Below are 27,000 nucleotides of genomic sequence, written 5' to 3'. Positions count from 1 at the left end.
CACTTGAGACATCAGCTATGGAAAAGCCGAACGATATAGGACCCGTCATTGACGCAATCGTTTCAGAAAACGAAGAACGTTTGGTGGCCATCCGGCGTGACATTCACGCCCACCCTGAAATCGGCTTTGACACTGTGCGCACGGCGGGCATTGTCGCCGGTGAGCTGACGGCACTCGGATTGAACGTCAAGACCGGCGTGGGCCGGACCGGCGTTGTGGCGGAGATAGAGGGCGGGCTGCCCGGCCCCTGCCTCATTCTGCGCGCAGATATGGATGCCCTGCCGATCCAAGAGCAGACGGGCTTGCCATTTTCTTCCACCGTCCCCGGGACGATGCATGCCTGTGGCCATGACATTCACACCGCGTCCTTGCTGGGGGCCGCCTCTGTTCTGGTGCAGCTTGCGCCCAAATTGAGCGGCCGGGTGCGGCTGGTCTTCCAGCCAGCGGAAGAAACGCTCGACAGCGGTGCCCGGGCGATGATCGGGGACGGGGCCGCCGATGGGGCGGATATGGCCGTTACATTCCATAATATGCCGAACCTGCCTGCGGGCCACCTCCGGCTGATCCGGGGGGCAAGCACCGCCTCTTGCGACGACTTTAAGGTCACGATCACAGGCAAGTCAGGTCACGCAGCAAAGCCCAACATGGCCCGGGACCCGATCGTATGTGCCGCCTCGGTGATCCTGCAGCTGCAGACAATTGTCTCGCGCTTCGCCGACCCATCCGACTCGCTGGTGTTGACCATCGGCAGCATTCACTCCGGTTCCACCCAGAATATCATTCCAGACAGCTGCGTCTTTGAAGGCACAGTGCGCTGCCGCTCGGTGGCGGCTCGGGACATGGCCGAGGAAGCCCTGACCAAAATTTGTCAGCAGGGCGCTGCGGCCATGGGCCTGTTTGCCGATGTTGAGTATTTCCGAGGCGTTCCGGCGCTGCAAAACGATGACCGGATTGTCGATTCCGCCTTCGCCTCCCTGAGTGAGCATTTCGACGAGCCGCCGCAGGTGGAAATCGGAAAGGATTTTGGGGCAGAAGATTTTGCCCTTTTTTCCGAAAGGCTGCCGTCCCTGCAGCTGCATGTTGGCTCGGGTCAGCCAGGCCGGGACGACAAACTGCACAATTCCGACTATCAGCCGGATGAGCGGGTGATTGCCCAAAGCGCCAAGGCTTTGTCGCGGATCGCGATCGGCTTGTTGAAATAGCAATCCGGCCGCCGGGGAGGCGGTGGATCACGTTTGATGAACAACGAGAAAACAATGAAAACTGTGACTTTGCTCGACGGCGGCATGAGCCGGGAGTTGGAGCGCTGCGGCGCTGTGTTGCGTCAGCCGGAATGGTCGGCGCTTGCCTTGATCGACCGGCCGGAGACCGTAAGGACCGCTCATGAGGCCTTCTTGAAGGCCGGGTCGGACGTGATCACCACCAATACCTACGCGGTGGTGCCCTTCCATCTGGGTGAAGACCGCTTCAAGACCGAAGGGCCGGCGCTTGCCCGTCTGGCGGGCCGATTGGCCCGTGAGGCGGCAGCCAGCAAACCCGGAGCCCGGGTGGCTGGGTCCCTGCCGCCGGCCTGCGGGTCTTATACGCCGGAGAGCTTCGACGCGGCTGCGGCCAAAACCATTTTGGCAACACTGGTCGAGGCGCTGGAGCCGAGTGTGGATTTCTGGCTGGCAGAAACCATGAGCAGCCTGGAAGAAGCGCAGGTGACAGCCTCTGCCGCCGCAAGTTCCAAGCGTCCACTGTGGATCTCCTACACGCTGCGCGACGATGTCACGCCGGAAGAGATGGGCGAGCCGATGCTGCGTTCGCACGAGAGCGTGCGCGATGCCGTCAAGCTTGCCATCGATCTCGGGGCGGAGGCTGTCCTCTTCAATTGCTCCATGCCGGAGGTGATGCTGCAGGCGGTCGAGACGGCTGCCCGGACCATAGCGGATGCGGGCAAGACACTGGCCATCGGCGTCTATGCCAATGCACTGCATTCGCAGGATGAAGACGGGGCAGCGAACGAGGTGATTTCCGTGGTTCGTGACGATCTGCAGCCGGACACATATGGTGCTTGGACCGACCTTTGGGTTGCTGCCGGGGCTTCTCTCATCGGAGGCTGTTGCGGCATAAACTCTGAGCACATCAAAGCTCTAAGCGCCCGCTATGACCGGGAACTGACCCATGTTTAAACCTATCCCCTGCGGGAGTCCCGCAGGAGATTAAGGCGTGATACACATGGCGCAGTTGAGCGTTGTCAGACGCTGGCATTTCGTGATCAGCTTTCGATCTGGGAGGTTTCCCGGTGCGCCGGTATCTCCCGATACTGTTCGAAAGTCTCTGCGCACCGATACCGATACTGATGCACCCACATAACGGTCCAGCAAGCTCGACGCCTTTGCCCACACGGGTTTTTGACAGCTAAGCAAATCGAGAAGCTGCGCGAAGAGCCAGAGCTGTCCCGGTCCAATAGGGTCTTGTTTGGTGAGGTTGCTATTCGCTGTAGGGAGTTCAACCATCTGCAACGCGCCGAACCGGTATCATAGGCTCAGGAGAGTGGCGGCCGGAATTACGCTATGTATTACCCTCCAATCATCTCCTCCAACCGGGCCATCAGCGACAGAACCTTGCCGTCCGCGCCGCGGGCGCCGATGGCCTGGAGGGCAACGGGAAGCCCGGTAGATGTTGTGCCGCAGGGCACCACCCCGGCGGGCTGCTGGGTCAGGTTGATGGGGAAGCTGAAACTGGCCCATTCGGTCCAGCGGCTCAGGCCGGAGCCGGCCGGAACTTCCAGGCCCGCCTCAAAGGCCGGGACCGTGACCGCAGGCGACAGGATGAAGTCATACTCCGCTAGGGCCTCGTCCATGCGCGCGCCAAACTCGGCCCGCGCCACCTGGGCGGCCACAAGGCTTCTGGCGTCGAGTGCCAAGCCTTGCTGCTCGATTTCCGCAAGGCCCGGATCTATCCCGGCCCGGTCTTCGTCCGGATAGGCGGCCAGCCGGGTGGCCGCGCCGGAAAACCAGTGGGCATGGAAAGTTTCAAGAAGGTTGCCGCCCGGCAACTCAAACGGCTCGATCTGCGCGCCCGCAGTTTCCAGGCGTTTCATTTGCTTGTCCACCAGGCCGGCGATCTCCGGGGCCAGCGTGCCGGCCGGAGGGGTGGTCCAGTAGCCGATGCGCAGGTCTTTCAGTGCGGGCGGGCCGAACGCCAGCTCAGGCAGGGCGCCTTCGCCCTGAAACCAGTCGCGCCGGTCCCGCCCGGACATGGCTGAGAGCATTGCAAAGGCATCGGCCGCGCTGCGGCCCATGGGGCCGATATGGGCAACTGTGCCGAAGGCGCTTGCCGGATAGGCGGGCACCCGGCCAAAGGTCGGTTTCAGGCCGGTAATGCCGCAAAAGGCGGCTGGCACCCGGATCGAGCCGCCGCCATCCGTGCCCAGATGAAAGACACCGGCGCCAAGGGCGGCGGCCACCGCGGCCCCGCCGGACGAGCCGCCAGAGGTCATGGCCGGATTGTGCGGGTTGCGGGTGATCCCGAAGGCTCTGCTGTCGGTCAGCGCCTTCCAGCCGAATTCCGGTGTCGTGGTCTGGCCCAGAAAAACCGCGCCCGCAGCCCGCAGCAGCCGGACGCTCGGGGCATCGTCTTCCAGCGGGGTCTCTCGGGTTAACGTGCTGCCATAGCGCACCGTCCATCCGCGCACCCAGACAATGTCCTTAAGGGTCGTCGGGACCCCATCAACCGGCGACAGGGGGGCTCCGGCTGCCCAGCGGGCCTCGGAGGCTTTGGCTGCTTTCAGCGCGCCGTCATGATCAAGAAAGGTGAAGGCGTTCAAGGCCGGGTTGATGGCCTCCGCCCGGGCAAGACAGGCCCGGGTCACTTCGACGGGGGAGAGGGTGCGGTTTCGAAAAGCTTCGGCAAGATCTTGCGCGCTCATGCGGCACAGGGCGTCCGCATCATCAAGGGTCATACGATCAGAGGTCATTGGCAATCGCCCTAGGGGAAGGAGGGATACAGATGGTAGCCAATTTTACCGCTGCGAAAACCCCTAAATCTGTCAAATAGCCGCCGGGACCGACCAAACCGCTGCTCAGGCTGGTCTGACTTGTCAGGCCGGGTCTCGGGACAGGGGCAAGCGCACCCGGATCAAGGACGGCCGGGCGGGATCAGGGCAGACCGAAGCGCTGCCCCCATGGGCTTCGGCGATCTTGCGCACAAGCGGCAGACCAAGGCCATAGCCGTCGGATTTGTGGGTCTCCGGGGAGCGGTAGAAGGGCTGAAAGACATTTTCCCGTTCGCTTGCAGCAATGCCCTCGCCGCTGTCGCTGACCTCAATCTCGATATGATCTGCGGTCTGGCCCAGATGAATGGAGACCGGGGCCTTGCCGTGTTTGAAGGCGTTTTCCAGAAGGTTTCCGATCATGCGGTGCAGCAGGCGCGGGTCACCGGTGAAGTCCGGGGCGCTGCCCGAGAGGCTGCAGCCGTCGAACCGGGCGCATTCTTCGGCGGCCAGTGCCAGCAGATCGACGGTCTCGGTGCGCTCCATGGGCGTCGCTGCATCCAGCCGGCTCATGACCAGGATTTCCTCAATCAGGGCATTCAGCTCCGCAATGTCCTGTTTCAAGGCGGCCCGGCGGGCGTCGGATTGTTCGGCCTGCTCCATTTCCAGCCCCAGCTTTATGCGGGCCAGCGGCGTGCGCAGCTCGTGGGACGCATTGGCCAGCAGCAGCCGGTGGGCGGTGACCAGATTTTCGATCCTGTCGGCCGAGGCATTGAAGGTGCGCGCAAGCTGGGCGACTTCATCCTGGCCTTCCACCTCTACCCGGGCCTTCAGGTCCCCGGCGCCGATGCGTTCCACCCCTTCGCTCAAGGTTTCCAGCCGCCGGGTGAGGCGCCGGGCAATCGGATAAACGCCGACACCGACACAGATCCCGACCAGCGCCAGCGGCACCAGCAGGTTGAGGATCGGAGAGACCGGTGGCTTTTCGAGTGGATCGGCCACCAGCCAGCGGCCATCGGGCAGGGACAGCGCCAGCACCGGGCCGCCCGCTCCGGGAAACCAGCCTGTCTGGCCCGTGCGGTTGTCCGGCGGCATATGCGGGTCGCCATGGACCGCAATCCGTTGGCCGGTTTCGTCGAAAAGCGCCATTGCAATATTCAGTTCACTGCCGAGGGCTACCACCGTCTCGCGCTGCTGTGCCTCAGGGGCTGAGGCCGGGGGCAGGGTGAGGGCGACAAAGCGGCTGACCGTGTCCAGAATGGTCCGGTCCTGCCGCTCCCGGCCGACATATTCCCACAAGAACCCGGAAAGGATCACCACCAGAACCAGGCTGGCGACCAGGGTTGCGTAGATCTGCAGATACAGCCGGCGGGCCACGGTGGAGGCAAAGAGCCGGTGTCTGGAGCCGCTCATGGTCTACTCCTGCGAACGGGCAAAGACATAGCCCGCCCCGCGCACGGTGATCAGCCGGCGCGGCTTGTTGGGATCATCCTCGATCTCGGCGCGTATGCGCGAGACATGCACGTCGATTGATCGGTCGAAAGCGGCCAGTTCCTCGCCTTTCAGGGCGGTCATGATCGTGTCGCGGGACAGTACCCGCCCGGCCCGGCTGGCCATCACTTCCAGCAGCTGGAACTGATGGGCGGTCAGATTGCACACCTTTCCGTCCACCCGTGCCTCCATGGCCGAAACGTCAATTTCCAGCCGTCCGAAGCGCAGGACGGGACTGCCGTTCTGGCTGGGCCCGCGCCGCAGCACTGCTTTCAGGCGCGCAAGCAGTTCACGGGGCTCAAAGGGTTTGGGCAGATAGTCGTCAGCGCCCAGTTCCAGGCCGATGATCCGGTCCATGGGCTCGCCCTTGGCGGTCAGCATCAGGATCGGGGTCCGGTCATCGGCGCGCAAGGTCCGGCAAACCTCCAGCCCGTCCATATCTGGCAGCATCAGGTCCAGCAAGATAGCGTCAAAGGACTGGCGCTTCTGCAAGGCAAGGCCTTCCGCACCACTGGCGGCAATCGTCACGGCAAAGCCGGAGGTGCCCAGATAATCCTGCACCATGGCGGCAAGCCGGACGTCGTCCTCAATCAGAAGAATGTGCTGGGTCATGGTCTTTGATACGTGAACAGAGCCCCCCGGCCGGGGCCGGAGGGCTTTTCTTATGGCGGTTTCCGGGCTTCAGATCAACGGATCTTCCGCCGGGCGCCGGGTGAGGGTCAGCGGCGGGGCATCATCCCGGGGCCTTTGGCGTGAAAGGCCATCAGGCGGGCATCCAGCTGCTTGCGCTGTTCCGGCGTAAGGATCTTGGCGACCGCGACAAGGGCCTTGGTCACCTTTTTGCTGATGTCATCGGCCAGCGCCATTTTTTCCGCCCGCAGGGCCTCAATGGCAAATCCGTCCACCTCATCAGCCAGCAGCAGGGCCTTCAGATCCTTGCCGACCGTGTCAAACTGGCCACGGGTGTCTTTCAGCTCCAGGGCAAGCGGGGTGACGATTGCCAGGATCTGCTTCACCTGTTCAGGCGTCGCGTCGATTTCGATGGCCGCATGACGGACCATCCGGCTCAGCTCGGCGGCAAGATCGGCATCGCTCAGCATGAACAGCATGCCTGGATCACGCGGTCCGCCCGGTCCGGCATGTCCACCGGGGCCTCCAGGAGCTCCAGGGGCGCCGGGTCCACCATGGTCTCCCGGGCCACCGGGGCGCCAGCCAGCCTTGATAAGGCCCGGCAGCACGGTGGTGGCGGCATCAGCCGACATCTGCGACGTCAGATCCTTCAAGCCGGAGGTTTGCGGTGCGCTGCTGGCGCCCATGGCAGAGGTGGCCAGAATACCGGCACTGAGCAGGCCGGCCGCAATCACGCGGCTTGTCCGGACGGTGGGGGTCTTGAAACGGGAATTCTCAAGTTTGTTCAGCATGGGGGGACTCCTGTCTTGAACAAGATGCGAGGCGGGCAGCACCGATGCGCGGCAGATGGCCGGGTTCTCTTTGGCGGGATAGGGCTCAAGAGATCCGGCCGGCAGGGAGCCGCACGGCAGCGCCCGGAGAGCTGACGGTGGAAGGCCGGAAGAGTGGCGCCGCCAGGAAACACCAGGGTGGGGGCGGTCGGTGTTTCCTGGCGGCTCTTCGGGGCACAGTCAGCGCTCCGTTGCCGCAAACAGAAATAGGCCGGGCCAGTTTCTGGTGTTCGTCCGCTCTGTAAAGAAATGTAAAGCTCACCCGGGTTTGGGTCTGAGACCGCGCCTGAGGTGGAATCTGGTGCGGGGTCTTGCGCTGGCCTGGGTCTTGGGGCGCAAAGGGCGGCGATCTATCGGTCACCTAAGCCAATCTTAATCTGTCCCTGTCACAATTGCCCTGTTCCAATCATGTCTTGGGTGCTGGAGTGATGCAAAACGTGCCGGGGGCGGCAGATACCAAACACGCAGACCGCGCCGGTGGGGGCGCCGTGCACCGCGGAGGAGCTGCGGCCCCGGCCTTTGCGTTTCCGGGTGCGGCGTCCGGTCAGGCCCATTTCCAGCTGGCTGTTGTCTGCGTCGCAGTCTTTTGCCTGGCAGCCATTGGCATCCTTTGCGTGCCGCTGGTACTGCCGGTCGGGCCGCTCTATTGGGACACGTTTATCTATTATGACGCGATCGGGCGGATCGAGACCGGCCAGTTGCCCGGGATTGATTTTCTCGCCCCTGCCGGGCCCCTGGAATATTTTCTGGCCTGGCTGGGCTACCGGGTGTTTCCGTCCGCGCATCCGGTCCTGCTGACCCAGTTTCAATGGCTGCCGCTGACGGCTCCGCTGTTGATCGTGATCCTGCGGGATGCGCGCCGCCATGGGCCGGTGGCCGTCTGGGGACTGGTGATCCCCTGGCTGGTCATGAGCGCGCTTCCCTTCAATCCCGGCGGGCCGCACAGTCCGGGGGTGGATGGCTATGGCATCTACAACCGCAATGCGGCGCATCTGATGTTTCTGGCTTCGGCCGCCATCCTGTTTCTGCAGCGCGCCTGGGTGCAGGTGGCGGTGTTCAGCCTGGTTCTGCTGGCCCTTGCCTTTTGCAAGATTACGGCCTTCGTGGCCGTGGGGCCGCTGTTTCTTCTGGGGTTTGCAGCCGGGCGCCTGTCCTGGCGCACAGCGCTGGCCACCACCGTGATCTGCCTGTGGACCACGCTTTGTGTGGAATGGGCCACCGGGCTGGTGAGCGCCTATCTTGGCGATCTTCAGACCCTGCTGTCGCTGAACAGCGAAGGTGAGGGCAAGCGGCTGTTGCGGGCGGTTGAAAACCGGTTCGACGTGGTGTTGGCAACACTCATCCTGTGCTCGCTGCCGCTGGCCCCGCTTGTCAGCCCCCCTAAAGAGGAGGCTGCGTGGATCCGGGCGCCCTTCGACCGGCCCTGGATCTGGATCTCGGTGTCGCTGTTCTGCGGCGTCCTGTTTGAGACGCAAAACACCGGCAGCCATCCCTATGCGGTCATGCTGCCTGCGCTTTTGCTGCTGGCGCTGCTGCCGTTGCGCCCTGAGGCGGGCTGGCGCTGGGCTGCGCTTGTGGCGGTGGCCTTCATTGTGGTGCCGATGACGGCCGACATGATCAGCCGGGCCGCCGGAACGCTTGTGCGGTTGCCAAGTTATGAACGGGTGGATGCGGCCAATCTGGGTGGGCTTGGCCGGGTCTCTGCCAAGCCCCGTTGGCTGGAGCGGGCCGCGCATATGCGCGCGGCCTATAGCGGCCATCCAGGCACTTTTGAGGAACTGGCGGCAGAGGGGGAGCTTCCGGCCCCCGCTCTCTTTGCCGATCCGGACTTCCAGACGCTCTATCTTCAGGAATTGAGCGCTGCCGTGGCTGCGCTTGTCCGGTTGGAGACCGTGGTCGGGCGTCATGCCAAGACGGTCTATCTGCTCGATTTCACCAGTCCTCTGGCCTTCCTCATGGGGCGTGAAGCACCGCGGCATGTCAGCATCGGCGCCGCGCCGGGGCGGACCGTGCCGCCCTTGACGCCCGAAACCGCAGCGGCCCTGGACGCGACCGAGCTGATTCTGGAGCCCAAATGCCCTGCTGAAGCCCAGCAGCTTGCTTTGGCTGAGCATTTCAAACCGGCGCTTACGGGCCGCTCGCGCTATCGTCTGACCCCGTGCTACGATGTGTTGTTGCAGCAGGACAGCGCCTGGGCCCGGTATTTCGACGGGCTGGCGCCGCAGGAGGGCCCGGCGTCTGATAGCAGGACGCCCGCAAAGCCCTGAAAGGCTGCTCCAGCCTTCTTGCGGATCACCATGTCCGCCTGAAAGGCCCGGGTGAAAGAACCTGCACTGGTCTGTTCCGGAAAAATCACAGGACATGCAAATTCAGTTCAATCGGACTTGCCTGCTGCGCTTCCCCTCAGGGATTTCAGCGCAAAAGACATAATGGCTTGAATCTGAAGGAACGCGACACGCACACAGCGGACAGGCACAGCCCGTATGTCCGTGAACTGGCCCTCGTCTTTTCCTGCAAATGCCCGACTGTCATATCAGCGTAATGACACGTCAGTATTTGTCCACCTGCACACGTGTGCAAAAAGACGATACGGCGCTAGTTTTTCCCCTCCCGGAAACGGCGCATGACCAAGACAGGTGAGACTGATGACCACTCTTGTTTCCAAATTGCGCCAGTCCGCTGCGGCGGCCGTTCTGGCGCTCACGGCAGCAGCGGCTGCCGGTGAAGTCCAGGCGAAGGATCTGACCATCACCGTGTGGGCCGGCGGTTCCAATGACAGTGATGTCTACCGTCTGGACGCCATTTCCATGGCGGCCGATCTGCTGGAGCGTGAATACAATATTGCCGGCAAGGACCTTCACATCACGGTCGAAAAGAAACGCGACTTTGCCGATTGGGCGGCCTTCAAACAGGCTGTCACCCTGGCGGCGGAAGCCGGTGACGCGCCGAACATCGTTGTGACCAGCCACCTGGACATTGCCCCCTGGAGCCAGGCCGGCCTGATTGTTCCGGTCGAAGACTATGTCGACATGGATGCCTGGCCGATCAATGATATCTACGACAACCTGATCGAGATCACGTCTTACAATGACGTTGTCTATGGCCTGCCGCAAGATTCCGAAAGCCGCCCGTTCTTCTTCTGGAAAGACACGATGCGCAAGATCGGTTACACCGACGCGGAAATCGACGCGCTGCCGGGCCGGGTCGAATCCGGCGATTACACGCTCCAGAACGTTCTGGAAGATGCCAAGAAAGCCGTCGACATGGAAATTGTCGAAAAGGGCTACGGCTTTTATCCACGCGTGTCCAACGGTCCGGACTACGCCCAGTTCTACCAGTCCTTCGGCGGAGAATTGCAGGACAAGGAAACCGGCAAGCTGCTTCTGGACAAGAAGGCGATGACCGAATTCTACCAGTTCTTCGTGGACGCGGTAGAAGCTGGGGTCACCCGCAAAAACCATCTGGGCACGGAATGGGACCAGTGGTATGCGGAAGTGGCGTCCGGCAAGGCGGCCCTGTGGCATGGCGGCACCTGGCACTATGCCCGCTACACCGGCAAGGAAGGCCTGAAGGACTTCTTCGGCAACATCCAGTTCACCCTGATCCCGGCGGGCAAAAAAGGCGAAGGCCGTGCCAACACGATCACCCATCCGCTTGCCTATCTGCTGACGAAACAGGACGACGAAGAAGCAGTCGAGATCGCTGCCCAGCTGATCAAGATCGCTTCGGAACCGCGCATCAACACCCTGCATGCGATCAAATCCGCGCATCTGGGCATTGCCCATCAGCAGTCCAATATCGAACTTTATGCGAATGACCGATGGGCGGCTGAAGCCACCGAGCGCCTGCTGGTTCATGCCAACGCCCAGCCGAATCACACCGGGTACGGCCAGTTCTCCCAGATCATGTTCAAGGGTCTGGAAACAGCCTGGACCGGCACCAAAACCCCTGAAGAAGCTGTGGCCGAAGTTGAAGCGGAAATGAAAGCCACCCTCGGCGATGAGCTGATTGTCCGCTAAGCGCTGATCCGCTGCGCCGGCTTTTGAACCGGTCTGGCGCAGCGGCCTCAAGGCCTGGCCGTGAAGGTTCCTCAGCGACGGGGAGCGGACACTAAGCCGGGCTTTGGGCTGCACTCCGGGTGGCGGTTTTCTCCCTTTCCCGCCGCCCGGGCCTTTTTCCTGGGCCTCTTAGGTTATTTCCGGAGTTGTTTGATGCGGCGCACATATTTGCTGGGCCTCGGCTTTCTGACGCCTGCCTTTCTGATCATCCTGTTCCTGTTTCTGGCTCCTGTCCTGCTGACCGTGTTGTTTGCCTTCACCAACATGAGCACCGCAACGGGCATCATGGGCGGGGCCTATGAGATCAACGCAGCCTCCTTACGCCGCCTGACCGATGCGGGCGCGCACAAAGCCTTTGTCGAGGCGCTCGGCACACAATCCTACACGGTCGATAGCACCGGGATCTCCGAGGTCGCCGCTGTCTATGGCGAAGACTTTGCCAGCGAGATCGGCGCGCGGCTGCAGGGAGAGCACTTTCAAAGCCGCCGGGACCTGGAACGGGCCCTGCGCAAGCTGAAAACCCGGCCGCGCTCGACACGGGATCTCAAGAAAGCCGCTGATCTTTTCAAACGCTCCGTGATCAACACCCGTTATGAGACCGCTGACGGGCTGTTGTCTGCCGCCCGGCAGAATGGCGTGCAGATGACGGCGGAGGAGGCACAGCTGCTCACCCGCACTGTCTATACCGGCTGGACCTGGACTTCCGGCAATTTCAAGCTGATGGCACAGATCCCCTATATCTGGCGGGTGGCGGGCAACACGCTGCTTTACGTGGTGCTGACCCTGGCGGTCGCGGTCGGCCTGGGGCTGTTTCTGGCCATCACCACCTTCTACCTGCCCTCAGCCTCTGCCACCACGTTCCGGGCGATCTGGTTCCTGCCGCGCATTCTGCCCAATGTCATCTTTGTTCTGATGTGGAAATGGCTGGCCTGGGACACCGGGTTCCTGTCGTCGTTCCTGGCGAATTTCGGGGTGCCGCCGCGCAACTGGATGCTGGATACGGGGGTGAATGCCTGGGTGTTCATCGTCTTGATCAACGGGTTTGTCGGCGCCTCGCTGGGCATGATCCTGTTCGGCAGCGCCATCAAGGCCATCCCGCAGTCCATGCTCCATGCCAGCGAAGTGGACGGCGCCTCGCGCTGGCAGCAGGTGCGTTATATCATCCTGCCGCAACTGCGCTGGCCGGTCATGTTCATCTGCGCCTACACCACGCTCTCGCTTCTGACCAGTTTCGAATACATCCTCCTGGCCACCGATGGCGGGCCGGGCGGGGCAACGGAAGTCTGGGCGCTGATGGCGTTCCACACCGCACTCGACAACTATGCAGGCAATCTCCAATACGGGCTCGGCTCGGCCATGGCCCTCGTGCTGGTGGCTGTCGGGGTGCTGGCATCGCTAGCCTATCTGCGGGTGTTCAATTTCAACGATCTCGTGGCCAAACCACGGATCGAACAGTGAGGGAGAGCGCCATGTCGTCTGTAAATTTCCGCTCCTGGCCCCTGTTTCTGCTGCTGGCCGTGCTGTCGATGCCGCTGGTGACCATGTATGTCTATCTCTTCGTCGACACGGTGACCGACAGCACGGCCGGGTCGCTCATTCCGGACCGGTTCACGCTCCGGCACTGGCGCTTCCTGTGGGAAGAGCCGGAGACAGGCCGCGTCAGCATCTGGGCGGTTACGCTCAACACGTTCATCTTTGCCACCAGCACCATGGTGGTGAATGTGACCGCCTCGGTGACCTGCGGCTATGCCCTGTCGCGGCTGAACCTGCCGTTCAAGCGGTTCTTTCTCGGCAGCATCCTGACCCTGCATGCCTTCCCGACCATCACCCTGATCATCTCGATCTTTCTGATCTTGCAGATGATCGGCCTCTACAACACGCTGATCGGGGTCATTCTGGTCAAGACCGCCCTGGAACTGCCGCTCGGCATCTGGATCATGAAAGGGTTCTTTGACACGGTGCCCTGGGAGATCGAGATGGCCGGCCTTCAGGATGGGGCGAGCCGGTTCACCGTTTTCTGGAAACTGGTTCTGCCCCAGGTTCAGCCCGGGATTGCCGCGCTCGGCGTGTTCATCTTCCTGTCCGCGTGGAGTGAGTTCATCATTCCGCAGGTGCTGGCCCCCAGCGGCAGCGCACAGGTGCTGTCCACCTATCTCTCCAACCTGATCTTTGATGACGTGAAGCCGGACTTCAACATGTTCAAGTCCGTGGGTGTGTTCTACGCCCTGCCGGTCATCGTCATCTATCTGATCTTCAACAAGCAACTCATGAACATCTATGGCGGAGGCACGAAGGGCTGATGCGGATCTCAATCGAAAACTTCACCAAGACCTTTGGTGAGACGACCGTGATCGAGAACATGTCCCTGGACATTGCCAGCGGTGAAATGCTGGCGCTTCTCGGCCCGTCCGGCTGCGGCAAGTCGACAACCCTGTTTGCGGTCTGCGGCATTCACCGCATGGATGGCGGACGTCTTCTGTTCGGCGGGGAGGATGTCACGGCGGTGTCCTCGCAGAACCGCAATGTCGGGGTCGTGTTCCAGAATTACGCGCTGTACCCGCACATGAATGTCTATCAGAACATCGCCTTCCCCTTGAAAGTGCGCAAGGAGAGCAAGGCAGAGATCGACCGAAAGGTGCAGGAGATTGCCGGTCTGGTCCATATCGGCGAGCTTCTGGAGCGCCGTCCGGTGCAGCTGTCGGGCGGCCAGCAGCAGCGGGTTGCCCTGGCACGGGCGCTGGTGCGCAAGCCCGACATTCTGCTTCTGGACGAGCCGCTGGCCAATCTGGATGCAAAACTGCGGCTGGAAATGCGCTCCGAAATCCGGCGCATTCAGCAGCAGACCGGTATCACTGCCATTCTGGTAACCCATGATCAGGTGGAAGCCATGTCCATGTGCGACCGGATCGCGATCATGGACAAGGGGCAGATCGTTCAATTGTCGGCCCCAAAAGAGATGTATGAAGACCCCAAGTCGGATTTTGTCGCCGGGTTCCTGGGCAATCCTCCCATTGCATTTCTGGAGGGCCTGGCCGGGGAGGGGGGCTTCCGGCTCGCCAAGTCCGACATCACTCTGCCCGTTCCCTCCGGCATTGCCGTTCCAGCGGCCGGTGCGGCCATGCGCCTTGGCATCCGGCCGGAATTTTTCCAGCCCGGCCATGCGCTGAAAGTTCCCGGCCGGATCAGTTTTGTCGAGACACAGGGCCGTGAGGAGCTTTACGACGTCACGCTGGAAAATGGCTCTGTACTGCGCTCCATCCAGCCGCAGGGTGGCGGGTTCCAGCTTGGGCAGGAGGTCAGCTGGGGCATCTCCCTGGACCGCATCCTCGCCTTCGGCCCGGATGGCAACCGGTTGTGACGGTGCGCTGATGGCTGCTTTCCTGCCGGACAAGAACTGGGTGCGCGCGCATACGGGCCTCCCCTTGGCCATCGCTCATCGCGGGGCCAGCGCCTATGCGTTCGATAACACCTTGCGGGCATTTCAAGTTGCCCATGAGCTGGGCGCTGACATGTGGGAGGTGGATATCCGCCTGACCCGCGACGGTGTGCCAGTGGCTTTTCACGATGCGAATCTGAACATGGGCGCTGGGAACATTCACCCGCTTTCAGAGATCTCTTCACAAGAACTGTTTGCCGTCACCGCAGCCGCAGGCCGTCCGGCACCCGCCTTTGAAGAGGTGGCGCGGCTGGCCGCAGCACTTGGAACCGGCATCTATCTGGATGCCAAGGAGGGGGACGCGGCAGCGCTTGCAATCGAGATCCTGAAGGCACAGCGGATCGGCAAAGTGATTGCCGGTGCCAACACGCCGGAGGATTGCAAAAGCCTCAAGGCGGCTGGGTGCCCCTATCCGGTATCCCTGCTGGCGGGATGCGGCCAGGATCCGTTTCCACTGGCGCAGGCCTGCGGAGCCGAGATTGTTCACCCGTGCTGGGAAAAGGCCTCAGCGCGCCCGGACCGCCTGCTGGACGCGGCTTTTTTCCGCCAAGCTGAGGTCTTGGGCCTGCCGGTGGTGACCTGGCATGAGGAACGGGCAGAGGTGCTGAGCGAACTGGTGCGGATGCCTTTGCTTGGCATTTGCTCTGACCAGCCGGAAATGATTGCTCGATACCGGTATGAGGACGCAGCCCTGCCGGAGATGGTCTGCCATCGCGGCGCCTGCCGGATCGCACCGGAAAACACGCTGGCCAGCGCACGGGCCGCCTGGGACGCGGGCTTTGCCTATGTGGAAATCGACGTGCGCGAGACCGCTGACGGGCATCTGGTGGTTCATCATGATGCGCAGCTGGAGCGCACGACCTCAGGTGGGGGGGCGCTTGGCAAGCAGACGCTGGCCGCCCTCAAACATCTGGACGCCGGACACAGCTTTGACGCGTTTTTTGCCGGCGAAGGCCTGCCTGAGCTGGGTGAGGTTCTCGCCCTGGCCGTTGAAAAAAGCGGCAAGCTTTATGTGGAGCTGAAACAGGCGGACCCGGTCAGGACGGCACACACAGTGCTGAACCGGCTGCCAAGCGACAGTGTTTTCTTCTGGTCGTTCGATCAAACTCTTTTACGGGACATCCGGGCGGCCATTCCAGAGGCGCGGCTGATGGTCCGGCCTGAGGACTATGGCTCTTTGGAGGCCTGCCTGATGGCGTTTGACGCAGATATTGTGGAATTCAATGCATCGAACGCGGGGGAGGAGGCTATTGCGGCTGTGCGGGCGGCGGGCCGTCAGGTTATGATCGCCTATATGGGGGACGCGCCAGACGTGATTTTGAAACTTGCCGGGCTGCAGCCGGATCTATTCAACGTGAATGCGCCGTTTCTTGTCCGCAGGCTGAGCGCGCAAGCGTCAGAACGGCCGTCCAGCCATGCCTGATCAAGGACCGTCGAAAAAGCAGGTCAATTCCTTTGATGTCGCCCGGCTTGCGGGGGTCTCCCGCTCCGCCGTGTCGCGCACCTTTACCGATGGCGCCAGCGTGTCGGCGGAAACCCGGGAGAAGGTGATAAAGGCCGCCCGGCAACTGGGCTACCGGGTGAACGTGCTGGCCCGCTCCCTGCACAAGCAGAAATCGGATCTTGTCGGTCTTGTGGCTGCTGATCTCGACAATCCGTTCCGGGCCGAGCAGGTGGACCTTCTCTCCCACGGGCTTCTGGAGCTTGGGTTCCGGCCCATTCTGCTAAGGGGCGATCCGGAGGCCGATGTGGCTGATCTGATCGGCTCGCTGCTGCAATACAGCGTCGCGGGGGTGATCGTCACCTCAGACACACCACCGGAGGAGATATGCCGGGAATGCCTTGAAAACGGGGTGCCTCTGGTGGTGGTCAACAAGCGCGACCCGGGCGCGCCGGTTGACCGGGTGGTCACTGACTTTGAGGCCGGTGGGCGCCTCGCGTTTGAGCATCTTGTCTCTCGGGGCTGCCGCAAACTGGCGGTCGTGACCCCGGAGCGTTCGTCCTATTCCATCAAGGGCCGGGCGCGGGCATTTGAACGGGCGGCCCTGGATGAAGGCATTCCTGTCCGCTACATCGCCCGAGGCACCCAGTCCTATGACGGCGGGCTGGAGGCAGCCGCTTTTGTCGGCGCACTGAAAGATGAGATCGACGGGCTTTTCTGCACCGCCGACTATCTGGGCCTAGGGGTCCTGGACGGCCTGCGCTACGAGTTCGGCATCAAGGTTCCTGACGACATGCAGGTCATGGGCTATGACGATATCGTGCAGGCTTCCTGGAAATCCTATGACCTGACCACGATCCTGCAAAGCCGCCAAGATCTGTGCGACATCACCCTGGCCCTTCTGATGCACCGCCTGCAAAATCCGGATCTGCCGCAACAGGTGGAAACCTGCGATGTATCCCTGATCCAGCGTGGCACGACCCGGGCAGCGCCAGAGCCGGTGTGACGCCAGCCGGAACGCGATGGGCTCGGGCCAGAGGCCTTCGCAAGCTACCGCTTCGGGGCGATCAGATGGCGAACTTTTTGGGGGCCCTCCCCGGTGTGGAAAGTGTGCAGGTTGCCCTGCAAATCCGCATCTGTCCGGGTGACCCGGTCATGCTGGCGCAAATGGTCGAGCCAGCTGGAGACGATGAAACATTCCGTCCAGAGGTCTTCTTCTTCGCCGTCTTGAAAGATGTGCCAGTCCACGGCGCCGTCCCGCCGCCTCTGTCCGGAAAAGGCCCTGAGTGCAGCCAGAAAACTCCTGGTGTCTTCGGGCTTGACCCGGTACTCGATCAGGATCATGACCGGTCCCCGGTCCGGTTCCAGTTCCCCGCTGATCTGGGGGGCTGGCCAATGGGCGGACGGGGCAAGGTCAAGGGTGCCCACGGAGGTTAAGGGAACTTGCCGCACCAGGGCAAGGAAACCGAGAAGCAGGGCGGCGGCGGCAATCAGAGCGGTGGGGATGGAGGCGAAAGACGCAACTTGCCCCCAGATCACACTTCCCAGGCTCATGGAGCCGAAAAAGACAGTCAGATAGATCGACAATCCCCGGGCGCGCACCCATTCGGGCAGCGAGGCCTGGGCCGAGACATTCAGGCTCGACAGCACCGCGATCCAGGAAAATCCGGCCAGCAGGGACACAGCGTAAGCGGCAAGCTCTGACGGAACCAGCGCGAAGACCAGAAGCGCCAGAGCGGTTCCCGATGTTCCGGCGGCCACCGTGTTGTTTGCCCCTAGCTGCTTTCGAAGCTTTGGCAGAAGCAGGGCGCCCAGAACCGCACCGGCCCCGACAAAGCCAAGCAGCAGTCCGTAAAGGCCGGGGCCGCCTTGAAGCAGGTTCTTGGCCATCAGTGGCAGCATCGCCCAATAGGCGCTGGCAAAGAGAAAAAAGGCAACGGCCCGCACAAGCGTTGCCTTCAGGGCAGGACTGTGAAGAGCGTAACGCAGCCCGGTCTGAATAGCGCTGAAAACAGGTTCCGGCGGCAGGTGCCGGGTGGTCTCCCGATCCTGTTTCCAGAAGATGAGCGCTGCCAGAATACCGATGAAACTGATCGCATTCAGCGCAAAGGGGGCAGCAAGCCCGACGGCGGTGATCAGCACTCCGGCCAGGGCCGGGCCGATGGCGCGGCTGATATTGATGCCCATGGAATTGAGGGCCACGGCTGCTGCAAGGTCCTTTTTCGGAACCAGGCTCGGCACGATCGCCTGCCATGCGGGCGCGGCAAAGGCTGCTCCGGTACCGAGCAGAAAGGTAAAGATCAAAAGCAGTTCGATGCTTTCCTGCCCGCTGGCCACAAGAATGGCGAACAGACCCGCCAGGACACCCATGAGAAGATTGACAATGAGCAGCAGTTTCCGCCGGTCAACACTGTCGGCCACCGCGCCCGCAAGGAGCGCAAACAGAAACACAGGCAGGGTTGTTGCCGCCTGAACCAGCGACACCATCACCGGGCTGGGAGACAGGGTTGTCATCAGCCAGCCCGCTCCGACATCATGCATCCAGGTGCCGACGTTGGAGACGACTGTGGCGGTCCAGAGCAGGGCAAAGGGAAGGGACTGGAACGGTGCCCAGGCGCCGCCACCCTGCGTCCCGGACTTTGAGGCCTTCGTATCCTGGGTGGGCTCGTCAGAGGGTGCCGTCGTCATGGGGTCTGGTCCTTTCAGGAAGCCGTTAATCAACGCGATCTGAAGTTCGTCTCATTTTCCAGCATGTTCAGAACGAATTTCAGTTTCATGAGGATGACTAGCAAGCCTATGTTTCTAATGTGATTTCCGGAACGGAAACACGCTACGGCGTGCGCTGCGCGAATGAGGCGGATTTCAATTCCACCACACTAGGCGTTTGTGATGTCTTGGGCCGGTCTGTCCTCCCGCCGGGGCGTTTTTGTTACGGCAAAGCTTTTGCCGTGAAGGCACTGGGCGGCGGCTTCCCGGCTGGTCATCCTGTCCTTGATCCAGGTAACGGCCGTCTCGCCCGCCAGCATGCCAAGAAGACCCAAAAGAGCGATCACCGGCGGGGCCGGGGAGCGGGTGCCAAGCAGCGCATAGAGAACGCCGACACCAAGGCCGATCCCCAGAGACACGAGATAGGGAGTTGCAGTCATGTTGTTCTCCTGAAAGGACCGGTTGTGTTCTAGCGGAAGCGACCCTGCTCGCCCGGTGCGCCGGGTGCGCCGAAAAACGGCAAGGGCGACCAGTCGGGCAACTCGGCAAGCGGTGCGGGGGCAAGTTCGGCAAAGCTGCCCTTGGCATGAACGATTGCGCCACCGGACAGGGTCAAATCGGATGAAATATCGGCAATCTCATGCTCTTGGACCGTGAAATAATCCCGGTCCAGCACCGCGAGATCAGCGAATTGGCCAGGGGTGATCTGGCCCTTGAGGCCTTCTTCCCGGCTGAACCAGGCGCCGTTGGCTGTCCAGTGCCGCAAGGCCTCTTCCCGGCTCAGCCTGTTCTCAGCGGCCCAGATGACATCGCCGCCCCGCCCCCTGCCGGAGACGGCCCAGTGGATTGCCAGCCAGGGATTATAGCACGACACACGGGTCGCATCGGTTCCGGCGGCAAGAGGAACCCCGGAGGCCATCATTTTGCGCACCGGCATCACCTGCCTGAGGGCTGCTTCGCCATAACGGTTCTTGTAGGCAGTCGCCTGAAAGGCGATGCGGTTCTGATACGAAATGCCCCCGCCGAGCCGGGCGACCCATTCCATTGTCTTTTCCGAAATCGTTTCGCCGTGGTCGAAAATCCAGTTGAGCGCGTCGAGCCCCTTGTCGCGGCCAACCTCCTCCAGAACCGTCAACAGGCGGTGTGCGCTTTCTTCATAGGTGCAGTGAAAACGGATCGGCCAGCGGTTCTCCAGGAGGAATTCCAGCACCGGTCTGAGGTCGCCTTCCATGCGTTTGGGCAGTTCGGGCCTTGGATAGGAGAAATCCTCAAAATCATAGGCGGAGGCCACGAGCATTTCCCCGGCGCCGACGCATTTCAGATAGGCGTTGCCCTGATCAGGTTTCACCATGTCGTGCCAGCGCTTGAAGTCATCAAGTTCCAGGGTTGGCCGTTGTGCGAAGAGCTGATAGCCGATGCGCACGGTCTGTTCGCCGCGCCGGTTCAATTCGGAAATCACGCCGTAATCATCCGGGTAGTTCAGAAAACCACCGGCACAATCCAGCGCTGAGGTCAGTCCGAGCGCGTTGAGGGCCCGGAAGTAGTGTTTTGTGGACAGGATCTGCTGCTCAAACTCAAGTTTCGGAGCCATGTCGAGCAAGGCGTAAAGCGGCTGTGCATTCGGGCGGGCCAGGGCAAGGCCTGTGGGCACGCCATTGCTGTCCCGTTCCAGGCGCCCGGAAACGAAAGGCTCATAATAGTGGCTGTCGATTCCAAGGGCCCGCAGGGCGGCCTTGTTCAGCCAGGCCCGGTCATAAAGATGCAGAACATAAACCGGAACGTCCGGTGCGGCCGCATTGATCTCTTCAAGGGTCGGCAGCCGTCTCTCCGCGAACTGGTCAGCGGACCAGCCGCCGACGACCCGGATCCACTGGCCCGCCGGTGTGCGCTGAGCCTGGGCCCTCAGCATGGCCAGACCATCTGCAAGCGAGGGGACACTGTCCCAACGCAGCTCCATGGCGAAATTGTTTCCCTGCCGGATGATATGCGTGTGGCTGTCGATCAGGCCCGGGATCACCCGCTTGCCCTGCAGGTCGATCATCCTGGTGCCGGGGCCCTGAAACCGCAGCAGGTCTGCGGCCGCGCCAACATCCAGGATCCTGCCGTCCCTGATGGCAATGGCATCCGCTTCCGGGCGGGCCGGGTCAAAGGTTGTGACCTTTCCGTTGGTCAGGATCATGTCTGCATGGGTCACGTCAGCGAAAGTCATGGGAAAGGCTCTCCGGAGTTGCGCCGAAAGGGGGGACCCGGTCCAGGTGACCGGGTCGTTTCAAGGGGTCAGCTGTTGCGGGTGTCGCCGAAGGTGATCACCGGGGACCAGTCGGGACTGACCGGAGGCACGTGGCGCAGGTCATGATGGGCCAGTTCTCCACGGGCAAAGACGACCTTGCCGTCCACCGCAGTCAGGGCGGAGGTAATGCGGGCGATTTCCGCGTCGGTGACGGCGAAATAGTCCCGGTCCAGAATGGCGAAATCCGCCAGCTGGCCTTCGGCGATCGCACCCTTGCGGCCTCTGTCGCCGGTGAACCAGGCCGATCCGGTTGTCCAAGTGCGCAAAGCCTCTTCACGGGTGAGCAGATTGGCATCGTCATACATGCGCATGCCGCCGCGTGAGAGCCCGGTGGCCATCCACTGGATCGAGTACCAGGGATTATAGGAGGTCACACGTGTGGCATCGGTGCCGCCGCCCATGGGCACGCCGAGATCCATGATGAAACGGAAATCCGGTGTTGTCTTGAGCTTCTCCGCTCCATAATTGCGCACGAAGTCTTCCGCCTGGAACTGAAGGCGGTTTTGCAGGGCGATGCCGCCGCCAAGCTCCGCAATGCGTTCCAGATTGCGCTTGGAAAACGTTTCGACATGGTCGACGAACCAGCCATCGACGAGCCCGGCGCCCTTGGCGACATCCTCGTAGACTTTCAAGAGCCGGTCGCCGGTCTCGTCATAGGTGATGTGCTGGCGGAAGGCCCAGCCCTTTTCGCCCAGAAGGGTCATGATCTTGTGCTGGATCTCTTCCGCATCCCGGTCAATCTCTGGACGGGGGTCACCGAAAATCTCATAATCATAGGACGCCCAGGTCAGGTTCTCGCCTGCTCCGACAAGTTTCAGCATGTCGTCGCCGGTTCCAGGCGTGAACGTGTCTGTCCATGCGGTGTAATCGTCGAGTTCGCGTCCCTTCACCTGTGGGAAGGTGTGATAGCCGATCCGGGTGGTCAGCAGGCCCTCGCGGTGCATGTGATTGATGACCTTGTAAGGGTCGGCCTCGGGAAACTCCATACCGCCACCGCCCGCGTCCGACACGGACGTGATGCCGAGCGAATTCAGTTCGTCCATATACTGCATGGAGGAGTTGATCTGGTCCCTGATCGACAGTTTTGGCGCCTGGCTAAGGGTCTTGTACATCAATAGGCCGGACGGAGCAGCCAGCAGGCGGCCGGTTGGCACGCCACCGGCGTCCTTCTCGATCAGGCCGCCCGGATAGGTTGGGTGGTCCGCCTTGTCATAGTTGAAATACGAGACCGCCCGGCTATTGAGCAGCGTCATCTTGTAGAGATAGTGGATCAGCACAGGGTGATTGGGGGCGACGCTGTCAAGTTCGGCCCGGGTCGGCAGACGCTTTTCCTTGAACTGGAATTCGGAAAACCCTCCGGCCACACGGATGAACTGCCCTTCGGGGGTGCGGCCGGCCTGAAGGCGCAGAAGGTGCAGCGCCTCTTCAAGACTGTCGGCTGCATCCCAGCGGACTTCCAGATTGTAGTTTACCCCGCCCCGGATCGAATGGGCGTGGCTGTCGATCAGACCTGGAATGACCCGCTTGCCGTTCGCCCGGATGACCTGGGTAAAGGGACCGATCAGCGGGGTCACGTCCGCCTCGCTTCCAATGGCGATGAAACGGCCGCCGCGGGCGGCAAGTGCGCTGGCCTCCGGCCGGGCCGGATCCATGGTTGTGATGCGGCCGTTCAGAACCACCAGATCCGCATGGGCCGCAGAGGCCTGCGCCAGAGCCGGGGACACGGAACTTGAAGCCAGAAGCGCCGAGGCGCCCTGAAGAAACTGTCGGCGGTGAAGAGGCATGAGAGATCTCCTGCCGCACAAGGCGGCGGTGTGTGTTCAGCCGTTGCTGGAAAAGGAAAAGGCCCGGTCACCTGCGCGTTCGGATCAGGCGCAGGTGACGGTAAGCGGACAGGGCTTTAGGCGGCAGCACTTGTCTGCGCTGCCGGAACCGGGTCAAGCCGTTCGCCATGGGCAACCCGCTCGGGCGCCTTGTGAACCATGGTGTAGGCATAATCGACGCCCATGCCATAGGCGCCCGAATGCTCGCGGACAATGTCCATCACTGCGTCATAGGTCTCCTTGTGCGCCCAGTCACGCTGGAGCTCCAGAAGCACCTGCTGCCATGTGACGGGCACGACACCAGCCTGGATCATGCGCTGCATGGCCATGTCGTGGGCGCTTTGGGAAGTGCCGCCGGACGCGTCTTCGACCATGAAGATTTCGTATCCGCCTTCGCGCATGGCATCGAGCGAGAACATCAGATTGCAGACTTCGGTCCAAAGGCCGGACACGATCACCTTCTTGCGGCCGTTCTTGGCCAATGCATCGCGGACTTTCTGGTCGTCCCAGGAGTTCATTGAGGTGCGCTCCAGAAGCGGGGCCTCCGGGAAAACAGACAGCAGTTCCGGATAGGTGTGGCCGGAAAAGCCTTCGGTCTCCACGGTCGTGAGGGTGACTGGCAGGCCGAATACCTTGGCGGACTTGGCCAGAGCCACCGCATTGTTTTTCAACGCCTGCCGGTCGATGGACTGAACGCCGAAGGCCATTTGCGGCTGGTGGTCGATAAAGATCACTTGTGCGTTTTGCGGGGTCAGCAGCTCAAGTTTGGTCGACATAAATTCTCTCCATACTGTCTTTCAGGAACAGGTCTTGCGGTTCGGACAGGACAGGAGATGGGGACCGTTGAACTGGATTTATTTCATCATTCGTGCATATGTTTTATACGAACTTGCGGAGTGCTGAAACGCTGAGAAACGCAGCGTTAGAAGAGACGAAACAATGGGCCGACACGCCTTTCAAACTGAACCGGAACATTGCCTGGTCTACAGAAGGATCCGGAGCGACGACGCGGTTCCGCAAATCTTCGGGATCGAGCAGCGCTGGAATATGCCAGCGGTCCGGCACAGGGGCAGCCTGGGGGCTGGCACCCGCTTTGACGGTGTGAACCACTATATTCTGACCTATCACATCGGCGGGGCGAAGGCGCGCCGTCTTGACATGAATGCAGGTGCCGAGATTGCCAGCGAAGGCGCCCTGTCCCTGCAAAAGCCGAACAGTGCGGGTGTTTTTGCATCTGCCGGGGTGATCGACTATGCCCACTTCTATTTTACCCAGGGTCTCCTGTGCGAGATTTCGGAGGAATTGGGAGAGGATCAGCTTGCGGAGCCGGAGGATTTCTTCGCACTGTTTGATGCGGCCGCAGGCAGTGACGCCGCCGCCTATATTCAGCGTGCGGCCGACCGCAGAGATCCGCCAAGCTCAATCGAAATGGATAGCAGAGCCTATCTTCTCGGGCTCGGCATCTTGCGCGCCGTCCGCGCAAAATCGGGTCATGTCGCGCATCTGAGCCGGGTCAAACCAGGCTGTACGATGAAACCGGTTCTGGAGCTTATCGAAGACCGAATAAGTGCGCCCCTGAGACTGACGGACCTGGCCGAGACCCTTGACATGAGCCCGTTTCATTTCACCCGGGTGTTCAAGGCAGAACTAGGTCTTTCGCCATCTAAATATCTTGTGAAGCGGCGGGTCGAGCGCGCCCGTGACCTGATCCGTCAAACCTCCCTGGCACTTGCTGAAGTGGCCTTCCGCACAGGCTTTTCCAGCCAGGCCCATATGACCAGCCGCATGAAAGCGGAACTCGGTGTCACTCCAGGCGAAGTGCGCAAGGCGGATTAGAGCATCGTGCAGACTTATCGCACGATGCTCTCAGAACGGCCAGCCGCTCGTGTGGTGGAATGGAAATGCGCCTCATGTGTGCAGCCTGCGCCTTGGCGGATTTCAATCCCGAGAACCACACCAGAAACAGAGGCTTGCTAGTCGGCCGTTTGGCCGTTGAAGAGGATATGGACCTTCATCGCATTGCCCTTGTCGCTGGCAAAGTCGAAGGCTTCCACCGCCTGTTCCAGGGGAAAGGCGGGGCTGATGATCGGGGCAACGGAGAGGCTGCGCGTGTCGATGGCGTCAACGGCGGCTGCGAACTCCTCGTGGAAGCGGTGGGTGCCGCGCAGGTTGATTTCCTTGCTGACGATGAGGTTGAGCGGCACGGGAATGTCTCCGGCAACCCCCACGGCCACCATGGTGCCACGTGGCCGCAGGCACAAAAGCGCGTCACGGATGGCGGCCGGGGCGGCCGAACATTCAAACACCACGTCAAACTGGCCCTTATCCGCCTTGTCGCGTTCCAGTCCTTCCGGGTCCGTGCTGAGGTTCACGGTCTCGTCCGCCCCCATCTGGCGGGCAACTGCAAGGGGCTTGTCTTTCAGGTCGGTCGCAACAATCCGGCCCGCCTCCGCTTGCCTGGCCACAGCCACACACAGAGCGCCGATGGGACCAGCGCCGGTGACGAGCACACGCAGGCCCTTCAGGTTCGGGGCCTGATTCCGGGCGTGCAGGCAGACGGCAAGCGGTTCTGAACAGGCCGCCTCGCGCACTGAAACCTTGTTGTGAAACGCAAAGACCTGCGTTTCCGGCACCACCAGCCGTTCCCGGAAGAGGCCCTGCTCATGGGGCAGGCGGTAGGCAGAGCCCATGAAGCGCATGGACTGGCAATGCACCTCTTCCCCGCGTTGGCAGAAGCTGCAGGTGCCACAGGGCTGGCTGGGATTGACGGCGACCAGCGCGCCTTCCTGCACCCTGGTGACCCCGTCGCCAACGGCCACCACCCGTCCGGCGGCCTCATGGCCCATGGCGATTGGCTCGCGCACCCGGATCGGTCCGAAGCCGCCATCATGATAATAGTGCAAATCCGATCCGCAGATCCCGCCGGCCAGGATTTCGATCTTGACCTCGCCCGGGCCGGTACCCGGCTCGTCACGGGTTTCCAGGCGCAGGTCATGGGCGGCGTGCAGCACGCAGGCGCGAACAGTCATGTCAGGTCCTATTGAAAGAGGAGACCCGGCAACCAGGTGGCCAGTCCCGGAATGAAGGACACCAGCAGAAGGACAATCAGGTTGCTGAGAAGGAAGGGGAAAATGGCCCGCACCACCGGCGTCAGCGGCAGGCCGGCAATGCCGGAACAGACGAACAGGCAAACGCCGACCGGTGGGGTCGTCAGGCCGATCATCAGGTTCAAGACAGCAAAGGTGGCAAAATGCAGGGGCTCAATGCCAACCGCCTGGGCCAGTGACAGCAGCGGCACGAACAGGATGATCAGGGCGGCGATGGTTTCCATGAACATGCCGACAAAGAGCAGCAGCACATTGATGATCAGGATGACTAGAATACGGTTGTCTGTTATGGACAGAACCGCATCGGCAATCGCCTGGGGGATACGTTCGGAGACCAGAATCCAGCCGAACACGTTGGCCAGACCAACCAGGGTCAGGATGGAGGCGGCGGAAATGGCGCTGTCGACGATGATTTTCGGCACCTGTTTCAGCGGCAGCTCGCGATAGACAAAGGCGCCGACCACAAAGGCGTAGACACTGGCGACAACAGCGGTTTCCGTTGGCGTGGCAATGCCGCTGAGCAGGCCGTAAATGATCAGGCCGGTCATAGCCAGGGCCCAGAAAGCGCTGGTGAAGGCGCGCATGAGTTCGCCCGTTCCCCGCCAGGGCTCCCGGGGGAAATTGCGGCGGCGGGCAATCACATAGCAGGTGATCATCATGGCAAGGCCCATCAGAAGGCCCGGAATGGCCCCGGCCATGAACATCTGGCCGACGGAAATGCCGCTCAGCGCTCCGACAATGATCATGGGCACGCTGGGTGGGATGATGGGGCCAACCGTGGAGGAGGCCGCTGTGACGGCAGCGGAAAAGTCCGCCGGATACCCGGCCTTTTTCATGCCGGGGATCATCACGCCGCCAATGGAGGCCGCATCGGCCACTGCAGTTCCGGTGATGCCGCCAAACAGCATGGAGGCGCCGATATTGGTCAGGCCCAGCCCGCCGCGGATCCAGCCGACCAGCGCATTGGCAAAGCGGATGATGCGCTCCGTGATGCCGCCATTGTTCATCAGGTTCCCGGCCAGGATGAAGCCTGGAATGCTCAACAGCACGAAGACGTCAATTCCGGCATAGACTTTCTGGGGGATGACCACCAGTGGAATCCCGGACAGAAGAAGATAGCTGAGTGAGGACAGGCCAAGGGCAATTGCAACGGGAACGCCCAGAATAAGCGCGCCAATGAAGACGGCAAACAGTACCAAGACGTCCATG

Annotated in this window: 21 protein-coding genes; 10 read left to right on the top strand and 11 right to left on the bottom strand. The window is 61.8% G+C overall.

Annotation, left to right across the window (positions count from 1 at the left end; genetic code table 11):
• The first annotated feature begins 17 nt into the window (after window positions 1–17).
• Window positions 18–1,202, top strand: a complete 1,185-nt coding sequence (locus ACXAIC_RS04325; protein WP_475174006.1) for a M20 metallopeptidase family protein — start codon at window positions 18–20, stop codon at window positions 1,200–1,202.
• Between the two features lie 54 nt (window positions 1,203–1,256).
• The gene (locus tag ACXAIC_RS04320) at window positions 1,257–2,174 is read left to right on the top strand and encodes a homocysteine S-methyltransferase family protein (RefSeq protein WP_475174005.1); all 918 of its coding nucleotides are present in this window, start codon (window positions 1,257–1,259) and stop codon (window positions 2,172–2,174) included.
• 389 nt (window positions 2,175–2,563) lie between these two features.
• Here ACXAIC_RS04320 and ACXAIC_RS04315 read toward each other — a convergent pair whose 3' ends face one another.
• The 4 genes from ACXAIC_RS04315 to ACXAIC_RS04300 all read right to left on the bottom strand — a co-directional run bounded on the left by ACXAIC_RS04315 (window position 2,564) and on the right by ACXAIC_RS04300 (window position 6,891).
• Entirely contained in the window at window positions 2,564–3,964 is a 1,401-nt protein-coding gene (locus tag ACXAIC_RS04315) for an amidase (protein ID WP_475174004.1), read from the bottom strand.
• Window positions 3,965–4,087: 123 nt separating this feature from the next.
• Entirely contained in the window at window positions 4,088–5,392 is a 1,305-nt protein-coding gene (locus ACXAIC_RS04310; protein WP_475174001.1) for a HAMP domain-containing sensor histidine kinase, read from the bottom strand.
• 3 nt (window positions 5,393–5,395) lie between these two features.
• Window positions 5,396–6,082: a response regulator gene (locus ACXAIC_RS04305; protein WP_475174000.1), complete on the bottom strand. Its 687-nt coding sequence runs from the start codon at window positions 6,080–6,082 to the stop codon at window positions 5,396–5,398.
• A gap of 107 nt (window positions 6,083–6,189) precedes the next feature.
• Entirely contained in the window at window positions 6,190–6,891 is a 702-nt protein-coding gene (locus ACXAIC_RS04300; protein WP_475173999.1) for a Spy/CpxP family protein refolding chaperone, read from the bottom strand.
• Window positions 6,892–7,358: 467 nt separating this feature from the next.
• On the opposite strand from ACXAIC_RS04300, the gene ACXAIC_RS04295 reads away from it, so the two are divergent.
• From ACXAIC_RS04295 to ACXAIC_RS04265, 7 genes are all read left to right on the top strand, one after another.
• The gene (locus ACXAIC_RS04295; RefSeq protein ID WP_475173996.1) at window positions 7,359–9,197 is read left to right on the top strand and encodes a hypothetical protein; all 1,839 of its coding nucleotides are present in this window, start codon (window positions 7,359–7,361) and stop codon (window positions 9,195–9,197) included.
• A 378-nt stretch (window positions 9,198–9,575) separates the two neighbouring features.
• Window positions 9,576–10,949, top strand: coding sequence for an ABC transporter substrate-binding protein (locus ACXAIC_RS04290; protein ID WP_475173995.1), 1,374 nt, complete (start codon window positions 9,576–9,578; stop codon window positions 10,947–10,949).
• Window positions 10,950–11,141: 192 nt separating this feature from the next.
• Entirely contained in the window at window positions 11,142–12,446 is a 1,305-nt protein-coding gene (locus tag ACXAIC_RS04285; RefSeq protein ID WP_475173994.1) for a carbohydrate ABC transporter permease, read from the top strand.
• Window positions 12,443–13,288, top strand: coding sequence for a carbohydrate ABC transporter permease (locus ACXAIC_RS04280; protein WP_475173991.1), 846 nt, complete (start codon window positions 12,443–12,445; stop codon window positions 13,286–13,288). Before ACXAIC_RS04285 ends, ACXAIC_RS04280 begins: the two co-directional genes overlap by 4 nt.
• Window positions 13,288–14,346 carry an ABC transporter ATP-binding protein gene (locus tag ACXAIC_RS04275; protein WP_475173990.1) on the top strand — a complete coding sequence of 353 codons (1,059 nt, stop codon included), beginning with the start codon at window positions 13,288–13,290 and terminating at the stop codon, window positions 14,344–14,346. The genes ACXAIC_RS04280 and ACXAIC_RS04275 overlap by 1 nt, the downstream gene beginning before the upstream one ends.
• Window positions 14,347–14,356: 10 nt before the next feature.
• Window positions 14,357–15,847: a glycerophosphodiester phosphodiesterase gene (locus ACXAIC_RS04270; protein WP_475173989.1), complete on the top strand. Its 1,491-nt coding sequence runs from the start codon at window positions 14,357–14,359 to the stop codon at window positions 15,845–15,847.
• Window positions 15,840–16,871, top strand: a complete 1,032-nt coding sequence (locus tag ACXAIC_RS04265; protein ID WP_475173988.1) for a LacI family DNA-binding transcriptional regulator — start codon at window positions 15,840–15,842, stop codon at window positions 16,869–16,871. Before ACXAIC_RS04270 ends, ACXAIC_RS04265 begins: the two co-directional genes overlap by 8 nt.
• 44 nt (window positions 16,872–16,915) lie before the next feature.
• On the opposite strand, the gene ACXAIC_RS04260 is transcribed toward ACXAIC_RS04265, so the two are convergent.
• From ACXAIC_RS04260 to ACXAIC_RS04240, 5 genes are all read right to left on the bottom strand, one after another.
• On the bottom strand, window positions 16,916–18,553 hold the full coding sequence (locus tag ACXAIC_RS04260) for an MFS transporter (protein ID WP_475173985.1): 1,638 nt from the start codon (window positions 18,551–18,553) through the stop codon (window positions 16,916–16,918).
• A 188-nt stretch (window positions 18,554–18,741) separates the two neighbouring features.
• Window positions 18,742–19,011: a DUF1427 family protein gene (locus ACXAIC_RS04255; RefSeq protein ID WP_475173984.1), complete on the bottom strand. Its 270-nt coding sequence runs from the start codon at window positions 19,009–19,011 to the stop codon at window positions 18,742–18,744.
• 29 nt (window positions 19,012–19,040) lie between these two features.
• Window positions 19,041–20,780 carry an amidohydrolase gene (locus ACXAIC_RS04250; protein ID WP_475173983.1) on the bottom strand — a complete coding sequence of 580 codons (1,740 nt, stop codon included), beginning with the start codon at window positions 20,778–20,780 and terminating at the stop codon, window positions 19,041–19,043.
• 68 nt (window positions 20,781–20,848) lie between these two features.
• Window positions 20,849–22,645, bottom strand: coding sequence for an amidohydrolase (locus tag ACXAIC_RS04245; protein WP_475173981.1), 1,797 nt, complete (start codon window positions 22,643–22,645; stop codon window positions 20,849–20,851).
• A gap of 116 nt (window positions 22,646–22,761) precedes the next feature.
• A complete protein-coding gene (locus ACXAIC_RS04240; protein ID WP_475173979.1) occupies window positions 22,762–23,460 on the bottom strand; it encodes a hydrolase in 699 nt (232 codons plus the stop codon).
• Between the two features lie 163 nt (window positions 23,461–23,623).
• Here ACXAIC_RS04240 and ACXAIC_RS04235 point away from each other — a divergent pair, with 163 nt between their 5' ends.
• Window positions 23,624–24,520, top strand: coding sequence for a helix-turn-helix domain-containing protein (locus ACXAIC_RS04235; protein WP_475173977.1), 897 nt, complete (start codon window positions 23,624–23,626; stop codon window positions 24,518–24,520).
• Between the two features lie 137 nt (window positions 24,521–24,657).
• Here ACXAIC_RS04235 and ACXAIC_RS04230 read toward each other — a convergent pair whose 3' ends face one another.
• Together ACXAIC_RS04230 and ACXAIC_RS04225 are read right to left on the bottom strand one after the other, a co-directional pair.
• Window positions 24,658–25,713 carry an L-idonate 5-dehydrogenase gene (locus ACXAIC_RS04230; protein WP_475173975.1) on the bottom strand — a complete coding sequence of 352 codons (1,056 nt, stop codon included), beginning with the start codon at window positions 25,711–25,713 and terminating at the stop codon, window positions 24,658–24,660.
• An 8-nt stretch (window positions 25,714–25,721) separates the two neighbouring features.
• Window positions 25,722–26,999, bottom strand: a complete 1,278-nt coding sequence (locus ACXAIC_RS04225) for a TRAP transporter large permease (protein ID WP_475173974.1) — start codon at window positions 26,997–26,999, stop codon at window positions 25,722–25,724.
• Between the last annotated feature and the right edge of the window lies 1 nt (window position 27,000).

This window comes from Roseibium sp. AWQ4_254 (assembly GCF_056161025.1).
This window is presented reverse-complemented; position numbering and strand designations above follow the sequence as displayed.